Origin of the sequence: Marivivens sp. JLT3646 (assembly GCF_001908835.1) — a bacterium.
GTDB lineage: Bacteria > Pseudomonadota > Alphaproteobacteria > Rhodobacterales > Rhodobacteraceae > Marivivens > Marivivens geojensis.
Map to the genome: position 1 here is coordinate 1,079,283 of NZ_CP018572.1, position 12,242 is coordinate 1,091,524.

Sequence of the window (12,242 nt, forward strand, 5' to 3'; positions counted from 1 at the left end):
TTTCAAATATAGAGGTCATAGGCAGACACAACAAGGCAGGGCAGATCACATGAGTGCGCCTTTTGCGACCGATCCGACGAAAACACGCGGACGTCTTTACCCCGAAGAAGAGAGCCATTTCCGGTCCCCGTTCCAACGGGACCGCGACCGCATCATCCATGCGAGCGCGTTTCGGCGGCTGAAACATAAGACGCAGGTCTTTATCGAACACGAAGGTGATTATTTCCGCACTCGTTTAACACATTCCATCGAAGTTGGGCAGGTTGGTCGAACGATTGCTGGGACTTTGGGTCTGAACCAAGAGCTGACAGAGGCGGTCGCGCTCGCGCATGACCTCGGTCATCCACCGTTTGGCCACACGGGCGAAGACGCGCTACACGAACTTATGGCGCCTTATGGTGGGTTTGACCACAACGCGCAGGCCATTCGGATCGTCACCAATCTGGAACGGCATTACGCAGAATGGGACGGGCTGAACCTGACGTGGGAAACGCTCGAGGGGATTGCAAAACACAACGGGCCTGTTGAAGGCGATATTCCGTGGGCGCTGCAGCAGTATAACGCGCTGCATGATCTCGAACTCCACACCCATGCGAGCGCAGAGGCGCAGGTTGCGGCGCTGTCCGATGATATCGCCTATAACAACCATGACTTGCATGACGGTTTGCGGGCAGAGCTGTTCAGCACCGATGAATTGGCGGACTTGCCGATCCTTCATGACTGCTGGGCAGAGGTCGATAAAAAGTATCCGGGCCTCAACTACTACCGCCGCCGGCACGAAGCCCTGCGCCGTTTCTTTGGCATTTTGGTCGAGGATGTGATCGCGGTGAGCCAGCGCAATTTGGCAGACCTCGACGCCCACGCGGTCGAGGATGTGCGCCACGCTGGACGGATGATGGTTCAGTTCTCTCCCGCTCTGTGGGAAGATTTAAAAGTGATCCGTAAGTTCTTGTTTACGCGTATGTATCGACACCCTAATGTGGTGGAGATGCGCCGCCACGTGACGGCTGCGGTAAAGGATTTGTTCCCGCTCTTTATGGCGGATCCGACCCATCTGCCAAAGCAATGGCGTAAGGATTTAGAGAACGTCAGTTCAGAGACGGACCTTGCCCGCATTGTCTGCGACTATATCTCGGGGATGACAGACCGCTTTGCCATTCAGGAACATGCGCGTCTGACCGGATCGGATATAATCGAGAGGACGCGCATTACAAATGTCGGTTGAAGGGACAGTAGGGCAGATGGCCCCAGTGATGGCGTTCGCACTCGTTGGCGCCTTGGGGGTCGGATCACAATGGTTGGCGTGGCGGCTACGAATGCCCGCAATTGTTCTGATGCTGCTCGCTGGGATCATCGTCGGCCCTGTGCTGGGCGTTTTTGATCCTTCCCGCGATATCGGTGCGCTCTTGTCTCCAATGATCGCGATTGCGGTTGCGATTATTCTATTTGAGGGCGGTCTGACGTTGGAACGTCATTCCCTGTCGGACGCGGCCAAGGGTGTGCGGAGACTGGTCTTTGTCGGGGCGCCAATGGGCTGGATCACCTCTGCGGCGGCATTGCACTACGCGGCGGGACTGTCGTGGGAAACCTCTGCCGTTTTTGGCGGTATTATGATCGTCACTGGCCCCACTGTGATCGCGCCCTTGCTGCGGCAGGCACGATTGTCGAAACGGCCTGCGAACCTCCTTCAATGGGAAGCCATCCTGAACGACCCCATCGGTGCGCTGGCCGCCGTCCTCGCGTTCGAGGTTGTGGTGGTTGCGCGGACCGCATCAGATGGTGGAGCCGCGACGTTCGAATTCATCACAGGCATCGGGATCGCCACGGCCTTGGGCCTTTTGGCGGGGTGGGGGGTGTCAAAGTCGTTCAAGCGGGCATGGGTGCCCGAATACATGAAGGTCCCCGTGATCTTTACTGTTCTGTTAACCGTCTTTGCGCTGGCCGATACCGTTCTGCATGAAAGCGGGCTTTTGACGGTCACGATCATGGGGATTTGGATCGCCAACGCCAAACTGCCGTCCTACGTCGAGCTGCGCCGTTTTAAAGAACACGCGACGGTTCTGTTGGTCTCTGGCGTCTTTATCTTGCTCGCGGCCAACCTCGATTTCGCGGCACTTGGGCGGCTGGATTGGCACGCGGGTTTGTTCGTGGTCGCCGTCATCTTGATTGCGCGACCTGTGGCCGTGTTCACCTCGTTGGCGTTTACGGATGTGCCGTGGCGGGAACGTATCTTGGTCGCTTTCACGGGGCCGCGGGGCGTTGTGCTGGTCGCGGTGGCGGGGCTTTTTGGGGAACGGCTTGCGCAGATAGGGGTCGAAGATGGGGCCGTTGTGGCACCGCTCGCCTTTGTCCTTGTCGCGACGAGCGTGGTTCTTCACGGATTTACGCTTGCGCCCTTTGCGCGGTTCCTTGGCCTGACAGGCGGGGAGCGTCCGGGGGTTATTATCGCGGGTGGGTCACGGTGGGCGACGGCTCTTGCCGAGGCGCTGAAAAAGGCTGATGTTCGCGCATTGATCACAGATCCAAACCATATCCACCTACGTCATGCGCGTGCCGCTGGGGTGCCAACCTTTACGGGTGATATTCTTTCGGAGGCGGCAGAGGACCGACTGGAATGGGTGGGCTATCAGACCATCATCGCGGCGACTGACAATGATGCCTACAACACGCTGGTCGCGACCGACCTTGGCCCCGAATTCGGGCGGGATCGAGTCTATCAGGTACAGCGCGAAAAAAGTGATAGCTCCCGTCATGCCTTGCCCAATAGCTTGGGCGGGAAACCCTTTGGTCCCGAAAAGACAATGCGCGATCTAGAGGCGATGATGCGTGAAGGATGGCTGTTCCGTGTCACGCGATTGACCGAAGAATTCACCGCCGATCATTGGCGCGAAAAGCGGCCAGATGCGGTATTGATCGCGCGGGTTAGTGCCTCGGCTGATATTCGTTTTATTCGCCGCGATGATCAGATTAAGGGCGCGCCTGATGTTCAGATCATCTCTATGTTGCCACCCGGTAGCCTAGAGAGCGAAGCGTCCAAAGTGCGCCCGAACCTGCCAGGCGATTTACCTGCGTGAACTAAAAAGGCGCGGAGCAAAAAGGCCCAAGAGGATTACCACGACCAGAACCGCGGCCCCGATGCTCGACATGAGGTGGAGAACGGGGAACTCATTGGTGGAGTCTGGCATATGCCGCATACCGCCCCGTTGCCCGATGGTCATCATCGGGATGTAAGTCAGCAAAAGTGCCAAAGCGAGTGCGCCAGAGTGGACCCAGAGACACCACTGCGGACCCATCGGCAATTTCCATCGGAACCAAGCGGCGAAAAACGCAAAGAGCATCAAGCCGTGCTGCGCAAGGTGGTTGTTTGCGATGAAATAATAGCTGCGTCCGAGGTACATATCGTCGGCCAGCGTCGACACAAGGTCAAAGGCCATGCCCGTGATCAGAACCAACCCGATGCCGACCGTTAGGTGCGGCTCATCGGGACGCATCGGGTCGATCATGACAATCGCGAGGATCGCCAAAAGGATGACCTCGGGCACGATAAAGAGCGACAATCCGATGTCAGCGCCCGTGTGCAGGCGGAAGAAGTTAAAGAGACCGAAGGTCATCAAGGTGATGACCGCAAGGAGGGCAGACCCTAGCTTGTAGGGTTTCGACGTGCAGACGTGCGATGCGCTCGCGAGGATGGTGAGTGTAAGAGCGGTCATCCGAAAATAGTCTTCGGAGAGGAACATGGCACCTGCAGAGAAGTCTTTGATCTCTGCGTAGTTTTCCAGACGAAGTGGATAAGTCGGGAAACTCGCTGGCCAGAGCATCGCGCCTGTTTCCCACAGCGCAAGCAGCAATTGAATGGACGCAATAATCAGCGCCGTATTGCCCCAAAGTTTGCCGAGCGGTGCGCCGCGCATGCCAGCGGTGAACCCAAGGAATGAGGCTGACAGGAGAAACAGCGTTGTCGCGAAAAGCCCGTGGACGTGGCTGATATTCTCATAGGCCGCTTTTACATCGGGTTCGCCAATCCAACGGGTGAGGGCCATAATTCCGGGGAACGCGAGTTCGATCCTAATGTAGGACACTAACCCGAGCGTGATTAAACCAACAAAAGCAATGAGCGAAACAGTAAAGCGTATCATGCTGAATCATCGCTCTACTGGATAGGGTTGGCAAGTGGTAAGATCGCTTGACCGTTGACCTTAGCGCATTGCGTGGTAAACCCGCCTCGAACCCGAGAAAGACGATAAAATGAACCTGTTTTCCGATATCCGTGCGCTTGTCATTAATTGCCTCGACACCCTCGTAACCGAAGGCGTGCTGCCTGCTGGTCTCGACTTTGCCAACGTTGCGGTCGAACCACCACGCGACGCGCTGCATGGGGACATGGCGACGAACGCTGCGATGGTATTGGCAAAGCCCGCGGGCAAGAACCCGCGCGAAATCGCAACGGCTCTCGTTGAAAAGCTGCTTGCGGATCCGCGGATCGACAGCGCTGATGTGGCGGGGCCGGGGTTCCTCAATATGCGTCTGGCGGGTGCCGTTTGGCCGCAGATCGTGTCGGCGGCTCTGACCGATGCGACCTATGGTCAGTCGTCTTTGGGCAAGGGCATTAAGGTAAACGTCGAATACGTGTCGGCCAACCCGACAGGCCCGATGCACGTAGGTCACACTCGTGGCGCGGTGTTCGGTGACGCGCTGGCATCGCTCTTGGCCTATGCAGGCTACGACGTGACCCGTGAATATTACATTAACGACGGTGGTGCGCAGGTCGATGTTCTGGCGCGCTCTGCCTTTGAACGTTACCGCGAGGCGAACGGCCAAGAGCCGCATATCGCCGAAGGACTATACCCCGGTGACTACCTGATCCCCGTTGGTCAGGCGCTGAAAGAGAAATACGGCGATAGCCTTCTAGGTCAGCCTGAAGAGGTGTGGCTCGCCGATATCCGTGAAATCGCGACCGCTGCGATGATGGACATGATCCGTGATGACCTTGCACTGCTTGGCGTCAAAATGGATGTGTTCTCGTCTGAAAAGGCGCTCTATGGCACGGGTAAAATCGAAGGCGCGATTGATCAGTTGCGCGGCGATGGCCTGATTTACGAAGGCGTTCTGGAACCACCCAAGGGCAAACTGCCTGAGGATTGGGAACCGCGCGAACAGACTTTGTTCAAGTCTTCCGATTTTGGCGATGATGTCGATCGTCCGGTCAAGAAATCGGACGGCGCGTGGACCTATTTCGCCCCCGATATCGCTTATCACTTCGACAAGGTTCAGCGCGGCTTTGATCAGTTGATTGACGTCTTCGGTGCCGACCACGGTGGTTATGTGAAACGGATGAAGGCAGCTGTTGCCGCGCTCTCTGGCAATCGCGTTCCTCTGGACATCAAACTCATCCAGTTGGTGAAGCTTTTCAAAAACGGTGAGCCGTTCAAAATGTCGAAACGGGCAGGGACCTTTGTGACCCTGCGCGATGTGGTCGAACAAGCGGGCGCTGACGTGACCCGTTTCCACATGCTGACCCGTAAAAATGACGCGCCGTTGGACTTTGACTTTGATAAGGTGCTGGAGCAGTCGAAAGACAACCCAGTGTTTTACGTCCAATATGCCAACGCGCGGATCAATTCTGTCGTGCGTAAGGCGACTGAGGCGGGCGTGGATGTATCGGACGCGGCGCTTCGGTCTGCCGATCTGACCAAGATCGGCCATGAAGCCGAGGTGACCTTGATCAAGAAGCTGGCTGAATGGCCGCGTCTGGTTGAAATCGCCGCGAAAGGCCATGAACCGCACCGGATTGCGTTCTACCTCTATGAATTGGCCTCTGACTTCCATGGTCTCTGGAATAAGGGCAACGATGATACGTCGTTGCGGTTCCTCCAAGAGGGCGATGTTGCAACATCTCAAGCGAAAATCGCACTGATCAAGTCCGTGGCGGTTGTCATATCGCACGGATTGGGTATTTTGGGCGTCAAACCGGCAGAAGAGATGCGCTAAAGCGTCCGATTGTCGGCAAAGCAGGCAACCAAAATGGATCGTCGGGGCAGACGGAAACCCGACGGCGATGAGGCAACGATGGCAGCGTACTCAGACATGAACGCCCGGCAAAACGGGCGTGCACTCGATACGGGTAAACTCGTGAACGTCGCTGGGGGATTGGTGTCCCTCGGTCTCGTGATTGGGATTGGCGTATGGGGCTATAAGCTCGTGATGCGCGATGTCACTGGCGTACCTGTGGTACGGGCGATGGAAGGTGCTATGCGCACTGCGCCCAGCAATCCCGGTGGCGATATTGCCGATCACGTAGGACTGTCGGTGAATGAAGTGGCCGCATTGGGCGGTGCTGCTGCGCCCGAAGATGCAGAAACGCTCTTACTTGCACCTCAGATGGTGGCTCTCCCTGCGGAAGATTTGGTGATCATGCCCACCGCAGAAGCGGGTGAAGTGATCCCCGAAGGTGTCGATACGCGCGCACCTGCGCCCGAGGCTGACGCCGTTGGCGTGCCGAGCGTTGCTGTGACCGACCTCTCTGCCAGCGGCATCCAACCGATGAGCGCTGATGATATCCTCGCGATGGCCGATCAATTGGCAGCGGGCGCAACACGCCTCGAAGACTTGGATACCACTGCCGTGCCGCCTGTTGAAACCGCGATCAATGGTGTGTCCTCTGCGGTGATCGCCGATATTATTCCTGCCTCTGTTCCCGGTGTGTCGCGGTCCCCGCGTCCGATGGCGCGTCCCGAAGGTCTGAACCCGATTGCGGCGGCTTTGGCGGCTGCTGCGGCGGCTCCCGCAGCCGCGCCGCGCACTGTGGCGACCGATGCGACCGTGACCACGACCGCGATCCCCGTTGGCACGAACCTCGTCCAGCTCGGCGCCTATGACTCGGTCGAGATTGCAGCCCGCGAGTGGGTCCGTTTTAACGACCGTTTCCCTGATTTTATGGCGAACAAAGACCGCGTGATCCAGCAGGCTGAACGCGGTGGCCGTACGTTCTTCCGACTGCGCGCAATGAACTTTGCTGATCTGTCGGATGCTCGTCGGTTCTGCGCGGCTCTGACGGCTGAAGGCACAGACTGCGTTCCTGTCGTGGTGCGCTAAGTGGCGCATGGGGCGTTTATCCTTGCACCTAAAGGGAGCGAAGTAACTGACTGGGAACGCGGGTTTTTCAAGGATGCTGACCCTTGGGCCTTCATCCTCTTTGCCCGCAATATCGATACGCCCGACCAGCTGCGCCGTTTGACGAATGACCTGCGGGATACCGTAGGGCGCGATGCGCTTGTCCTGATTGATCAGGAGGGCGGACGTGTTCAGCGGATGCGCAGCCCGTACTGGCGCGAATGGTTGCCGCCATTGGATCAAGCAGAAACAGCGCAGGATGCGGCGCGAGCGTTTTGGCTGCGCTATCGGATCATCGCTGATGAACTGCGCTCCGTCGGGATCGACGCGAACTGTGCGCCAACTTGTGACGTAGCCCAACCTGATACTCATCCGTTCTTGCGCAATCGCTGCCTTGGCACGGATGCCGCCACGGTCATTGCCAATGCGCGGGCCAGTGCAGAGGGGCATCTGGCAGGAGGCGTTCTGCCGATCCTAAAACACATGCCCGGACATGGCCGTGGAAAGGTGGACAGCCACCTTGGTCTACCTGTGGCTGATGTTACGTTGGTTGAGGCCTCCGTCACTGACTTTGCCCCATTTCGGGCCTTGAACGATCTGCCTTTGGGGATGTCCGCGCATATCGTTTACCCTGCAATGGGCGACCGTCCCGCGACGCAGAACCCCGATATGATCCGCCTCATCCGCGAGGATATAGGGTTCAACGGCCTTCTCATGACGGACGATATTTCGATGGAGGCCCTCAACGGCACCGTCGATCAGCGCGGTCTGGTGTCGCTGCAGGCAGGCTGCGACGTGGTGCTGCACTGTAACGGTGAGGCCGCAGAGATGGAGGCAATTGCCAAGACCTGCGGTCAAATGTCAGAGGCGGCAATGACCCGCGCAGAGGCGGCGGCGGCCTGTCGGAAAACGCCGGAACCCGTTGACATCGAAGCGATTGAAGCCGAACTTAACGCGCTATTAGCGTAGGGACGGCATGGCCGAACAACAGCAGTTATTCAACACCGACCGCGTGAGCGTATCAGAGCGCCTAGCTGCCGAGGCGCTGGTGGTTGACGTGGGCGCGTTTGAGGGGCCGCTCGACCTCTTGCTGACGCTGGCGCGGACTCAAAAGGTCGACCTTCTGCAGATTTCGATGGTTGCGCTGGCAGAGCAGTATCTGGCCTTCGTCGAAAAAGCCAAGGAACTGCGGCTCGAACTGGCGGCGGATTATTTGGTGATGGCAGCGTGGCTTGCGTTTCTAAAGTCGCGCCTCTTGCTGCCTCCTGATCCGACCGAAGAAGGCCCATCGGGTGAAGAGCTTGCCGCGCACCTCGCGTTCCAACTTGAACGGCTAGAGGCGATGCGAACCGCTGCCGCTAACCTGATGGCGCGGGACCAAAAGGGCCGTGATTTCTTTGCCCGCGGTATCCCAGAAGATGTCGAACGTGTGCGGTCGGTGCGTTATACCGCGACGCTGTTGGACCTCATGCAGGGCTATGCGCGGATCAGAACCAAGGACGAATTCCGTCCCTTTGTCTTTGACCGCGAACATATTGACACAATGGAGCGTGCGCTAGAGCGGATGAAACCGCTGATTGGGTACGCGAAAGAATGGACCGATCTGGTGATGTATATGCCGGATGGCTGGCAGGGCGACAGCATGCGGACACGATCCGCTACGGCTGCGACCTTTGCCGCAACGCTGGAATTGGTCAAAGAAGGCAAGATCGAATTGCGGCAAGGCGAAACCTTTGCCCCAATCCAGATCCGTAGGAGAGCGCCACGCGATGGTTGACGAGACTGAAGCCACACCCAGCGATATCGAGAGCCAAGAGGCAGAGATCAGCCTCTTTGACGCGCCGCCGATTGGTGAACAAGAGCGCATGGTCGAAGCGATCCTTTTCGCCAGCTCCGAACCCGTCACGATCCGCGAGCTGGAGGGACGTATGCCGCATGGGTGTGATCCAGCCGAGGCCATTGCCCACCTACGCAAACGCTATGAGGGACGGGGTGTTCGTCTTGTGCGGGTTGGGGAGGCATGGGCGCTCCGCACGGCGCCTGATCTGGGCTATCTGATGCAGAAAGAAACGATCGAAGTGCGGAAAATGTCCCGCGCAGCGATCGAAACGCTGGCGATCATTGCCTACCACCAGCCTGTCACACGGGCCGAGATTGAAGAAATCCGTGGCGTGTCCGTATCGCGCGGCACCATCGATCAGTTGATCGAGATGGAGTGGATCCGCTTTGGTCGTCGTAAAATGACACCGGGTCGTCCTGTGACATTCGTGGTGACACAAGAGTTCCTTGACCACTTCGGACTAGAGAGTGCGCGCGACCTGCCAGGTCTCAAAGAACTGCGGTCGGCGGGTCTGTTGGATAACCGTCCACCGCCAGGAATGGGGCAACTGTCTGGTGAAGACGACGATGATGATGATCAGGGCGATCTGTTCATCGAAGAGTGATGTTGTGCGCGTTGGGGTTGTGCTAAACTGTCCATGAGGCAGTAAAGGATCAGCAATGAACCAAGACCAAATGATGCGGACGGTGATGCGCCTGTTGATGCGTGTCCTACGACAACGCGGCGTGTTTCAACGGCTTTGGGCAAAGGTTACGGGCAACCGTAGTGACACGCCAGAGGCGCGGGCACGGTCCCGTCAGATCGGTGAAATGACAGGGCGAATAGGCAAAGCAACGCGAGTTCTGCGCGGTATTTCACGGTTCCGCTAAAAGGGTGAGGTCGCGGGGCGCTGCCCCGCACCCCGAGATATTTTCAGCACAAAGGCATTAGTCCTCTTCGTGCAATTTTTTCCATGCGTTCAAGCCGCCGCCGATAAATTTGGCATTGGCATATCCCATGTCGCGTAGGCTTGCCGCGGAGAGAGCGCCACGGTTGTAGGCGTTGCAGTAGCAAAGAATGGTGGCGTCGAGATCGGTGATGATGCCTTCGACGTTCATTTCCAGCTTGCCTCGGCTGATGTTGAGCGAGCCGGGGATATGGGTTTTCGCGTGTTCGTCGGGATCGCGGATATCGAGCGCGATGGCACCGCCAGCGATCAGGGCATCAACGTCTTCGGGGGCGACTTCATCGACGCGGGCGCGGGCGGCGTCGGACATGGCTTGGAATTTTTCGGTATAGGCCATTAGGGGCTCCTTTGATTGCAGCCCCTTATACATATATTTAAATTATAATGTGTAAATATGTGGTTTATCGGGAGCCACTTTGCCGCAGCCCCCTACGTATCAAGCGCGGAAGTGTTTGGAGAGTTTCAAACCCTGTCCCTGATAGTTGGATTTGATTTCGCGTCCGTAAAGCTGATCGGGCAGGGCTTCCATTTGTTCGTAAACGAGGCGACCGACGACTTGACCGTGCTCGAGGACAAAAGGGGCCTCGTGGCAGCGGACCTCTAGCACCCCGCGCGAGCCTTGGCCGCCTGCATCTGCATGGCCGAAACCTGGGTCAAAGAAGCCAGCGTAGTGGACACGGAATTCGCCGACCATTGCCAAATAGGGCGCCATTTCAGCGGCTTGCATCGGTGGGATTGTAACGGCCTCTCGGCTGACTAGAATGTAGAAGGCACCCGGATCGAGGATAATCTTACGGTCTTTTGTGTGCACTTCTTCCCAGTATTCGCTGGGGTCGTAGTGGTTCAAAAGATCCAGATCGATCACGCCCGTATGAGGCTTTGCACGGTATCCGACGAGGGTGCCAGAGGCAGGGGCGAGGTCGACCGAGAAGCCCAGACCGTCGTCAATTACCGCCTCACCGTTCACCAGCGGGGTTTCAGAGTGCAGCGTGCGAAGTTCGTCGTCCGACAGCACGGCTTGACCTGCGCGGAAGCGGATTTGGTTCAGGCGCATTCCAGGCCGTACGAGGACCGAGAATGAGCGCGGGCAAATTTCAGCGTAGAGAGGGCCAGTATAGCCAAGCGCGATGCGGTCAAATTCCACACCGCCATCAGTGATCGTGCGGGTCAAGAGATCCAGACGGCCGGTGGAGGATTTCGCATTAGCAACAGCCTGAATGCCGTCGGGGAGAGCGAGGCTCTCCATCAACGGGACAACATAGACGCAGCCTTTTTCCAGAACAGCGCCATTCGTGAGGTCCACGCGGTGCATTTCGAATTCAGAGAGGCGGTCCGCGACGGTGCGGCCTTCGCCCGCAAGGAACGAGGCACGAACGCGGTAAGCCACGGTGCCGAGGCGCAGATCGAGGCTCGCAGGTTGGATTTGTCCGTCTACGTAGTCAGTCGTCGCCGTGATCGCGCCCGATTGCATCAGGTCACGGATACGTTGGCTGGGCAGTACACCGGTCATTTTTGCCTCCCATAGCAAAACGCCCGCCCAGAGCGGGCGGGCGATTTTGTTGGTCGGGCTAGCAGGACTCGAACCTGCGACCTTCCGTCCCCCAGACGGACGCGCTACCAGGCTGCGCTATAGCCCGACGTGGAGGCCTAAATACCCGATTTGCCGATAAGGGCAAGGGGCAAGGCCACGAATTATTGCAGCGAGGCAATGATTTCCGGCAAGGCGCGAAAATCGTCAAATGTCGCCGCGTGGGTGAGGTCGGAAATGGGCGCTTTGCGGTAGCCTTCGGTAAAGAGGACAAAGGGCACCTCTGCCGCAGTTGCCGTTTCGGCGTCCACCTCGCTGTCGCCAATATAGATGTGGTTTGCGCGTCCCATTACCTCGAAAGTCGCTCGGAGCGGCGCGGGGTGCGGCTTGCGTTGGGGCAGGCTATCGCCTGAGATCACAACGTCAAAGAGGTCAGTCAGACCGAGGTGATCCAGAACGGCCTGTGTCGCGGAGCTCGGTTTGTTCGTGCAGAGACCCAAGGCATATCCCGCAGCGCGAAGGCCCTCCAGCGTGTCGACCATGTGGTCAAATGGGATATTGCCGTCATGCGCCGCCGCGTAATGACCCATCATCGTGGAAAGTGCGTTATCGAAGGTATCGTCGGGCAGTCCTGCCGCCGCAATCGACAGTTTGACGAGGTTCGGAGCGCCCTTGCCGATGAAACCGCGAATCTTTGTAACGGGCAGAGGGGCACATCCCATATCGGCGAGCATGGCATTCACAGAGCCAGAGATCGCGGGCAGGCTGTCGATCAGCGTGCCGTCGAGGTCAAAGACGAGAGCAGTATTGTGAGGCAA

General features: G+C 57.9%; 12 protein-coding genes and 1 tRNA gene. 8 read left to right on the forward strand and 5 right to left on the reverse strand.

Features of this window, described 5'->3' with window-relative positions; all coding sequences use genetic code 11:
* Positions 1-49 precede the first annotated feature (49 nt).
* Together BSK21_RS05380 and BSK21_RS05385 are read left to right on the forward strand one after the other, a co-directional pair.
* A complete protein-coding gene (locus tag BSK21_RS05380) occupies positions 50-1,225 on the forward strand; it encodes a deoxyguanosinetriphosphate triphosphohydrolase (protein WP_067548828.1) in 1,176 nt (391 codons plus the stop codon).
* Positions 1,215-3,074 (forward strand): sodium:proton antiporter, encoded by a 1,860-nt coding sequence (locus BSK21_RS05385; RefSeq protein ID WP_067548825.1) that lies wholly within the window; start codon positions 1,215-1,217, stop codon positions 3,072-3,074. The genes BSK21_RS05380 and BSK21_RS05385 overlap by 11 nt, the downstream gene beginning before the upstream one ends.
* Here the strand turns inward: BSK21_RS05385 and BSK21_RS05390 are convergent.
* On the reverse strand, positions 3,063-4,136 hold the full coding sequence (locus BSK21_RS05390; RefSeq protein WP_156529559.1) for a hypothetical protein: 1,074 nt from the start codon (positions 4,134-4,136) through the stop codon (positions 3,063-3,065). The two genes, BSK21_RS05385 and BSK21_RS05390, sit on opposite strands and share 12 nt — an antisense overlap.
* 109 nt (positions 4,137-4,245) lie before the next feature.
* On the opposite strand from BSK21_RS05390, the gene argS reads away from it, so the two are divergent.
* The 6 genes from argS to BSK21_RS05420 all read left to right on the forward strand — a co-directional run bounded on the left by argS (position 4,246) and on the right by BSK21_RS05420 (position 9,819).
* On the forward strand, positions 4,246-5,988 hold the full coding sequence (gene argS, locus BSK21_RS05395; protein WP_074038976.1) for an arginine--tRNA ligase: 1,743 nt from the start codon (positions 4,246-4,248) through the stop codon (positions 5,986-5,988).
* Positions 5,989-6,066: 78 nt separating this feature from the next.
* Complete coding sequence (locus tag BSK21_RS05400; RefSeq protein ID WP_067549701.1) at positions 6,067-7,092, forward strand: SPOR domain-containing protein; 1,026 nt, start codon at positions 6,067-6,069, stop codon at positions 7,090-7,092.
* Positions 7,093-8,079: a glycoside hydrolase family 3 N-terminal domain-containing protein gene (locus BSK21_RS05405; protein WP_067548816.1), complete on the forward strand. Its 987-nt coding sequence runs from the start codon at positions 7,093-7,095 to the stop codon at positions 8,077-8,079. It abuts the gene before it with no gap.
* 7 nt (positions 8,080-8,086) lie between these two features.
* The gene (locus tag BSK21_RS05410; protein ID WP_067548813.1) at positions 8,087-8,887 is read left to right on the forward strand and encodes a ScpA family protein; all 801 of its coding nucleotides are present in this window, start codon (positions 8,087-8,089) and stop codon (positions 8,885-8,887) included.
* Positions 8,880-9,554, forward strand: a complete 675-nt coding sequence (gene scpB / locus BSK21_RS05415) for an SMC-Scp complex subunit ScpB (protein ID WP_067548810.1) — start codon at positions 8,880-8,882, stop codon at positions 9,552-9,554. The genes BSK21_RS05410 and scpB overlap by 8 nt, the downstream gene beginning before the upstream one ends.
* Before the next feature lie 55 nt (positions 9,555-9,609).
* Complete coding sequence (locus tag BSK21_RS05420) at positions 9,610-9,819, forward strand: hypothetical protein (RefSeq protein WP_067548807.1); 210 nt, start codon at positions 9,610-9,612, stop codon at positions 9,817-9,819.
* 57 nt (positions 9,820-9,876) lie between these two features.
* Here BSK21_RS05420 and BSK21_RS05425 read toward each other — a convergent pair whose 3' ends face one another.
* The 4 genes from BSK21_RS05425 to gph all read right to left on the reverse strand — a co-directional run bounded on the left by BSK21_RS05425 (position 9,877) and on the right by gph (position 12,242).
* Positions 9,877-10,233, reverse strand: a complete 357-nt coding sequence (locus tag BSK21_RS05425; RefSeq protein ID WP_067548804.1) for a rhodanese-like domain-containing protein — start codon at positions 10,231-10,233, stop codon at positions 9,877-9,879.
* A 99-nt stretch (positions 10,234-10,332) separates the two neighbouring features.
* Complete coding sequence (locus tag BSK21_RS05430; protein WP_067548801.1) at positions 10,333-11,406, reverse strand: 2'-deoxycytidine 5'-triphosphate deaminase; 1,074 nt, start codon at positions 11,404-11,406, stop codon at positions 10,333-10,335.
* A 50-nt stretch (positions 11,407-11,456) separates the two neighbouring features.
* Positions 11,457-11,533 (reverse strand) — tRNA-Pro (locus BSK21_RS05435).
* Between the two features lie 55 nt (positions 11,534-11,588).
* Positions 11,589-12,242 (reverse strand): phosphoglycolate phosphatase, encoded by a 654-nt coding sequence (gene gph / locus BSK21_RS05440; RefSeq protein WP_067548798.1) that lies wholly within the window; start codon positions 12,240-12,242, stop codon positions 11,589-11,591.

Coding starts and splice junctions, on each gene's coding strand:
- BSK21_RS05380 (WP_067548828.1), top strand. CDS start 50: ATGAGTGCGCCTTTTGCGACCGATCCGACGAAAACACGCGGACGTCTT.
- BSK21_RS05385 (WP_067548825.1), top strand. CDS start 1,215: ATGTCGGTTGAAGGGACAGTAGGGCAGATGGCCCCAGTGATGGCGTTC.
- BSK21_RS05390 (WP_156529559.1), bottom strand. CDS start 4,136: ATGATACGCTTTACTGTTTCGCTCATTGCTTTTGTTGGTTTAATCACG.
- argS (WP_074038976.1), top strand. CDS start 4,246: ATGAACCTGTTTTCCGATATCCGTGCGCTTGTCATTAATTGCCTCGAC.
- BSK21_RS05400 (WP_067549701.1), top strand. CDS start 6,067: ATGGCAGCGTACTCAGACATGAACGCCCGGCAAAACGGGCGTGCACTC.
- BSK21_RS05410 (WP_067548813.1), top strand. CDS start 8,087: ATGGCCGAACAACAGCAGTTATTCAACACCGACCGCGTGAGCGTATCA.
- scpB (WP_067548810.1), top strand. CDS start 8,880: ATGGTTGACGAGACTGAAGCCACACCCAGCGATATCGAGAGCCAAGAG.
- BSK21_RS05420 (WP_067548807.1), top strand. CDS start 9,610: ATGAACCAAGACCAAATGATGCGGACGGTGATGCGCCTGTTGATGCGT.
- BSK21_RS05425 (WP_067548804.1), bottom strand. CDS start 10,233: ATGGCCTATACCGAAAAATTCCAAGCCATGTCCGACGCCGCCCGCGCC.
- BSK21_RS05430 (WP_067548801.1), bottom strand. CDS start 11,406: ATGACCGGTGTACTGCCCAGCCAACGTATCCGTGACCTGATGCAATCG.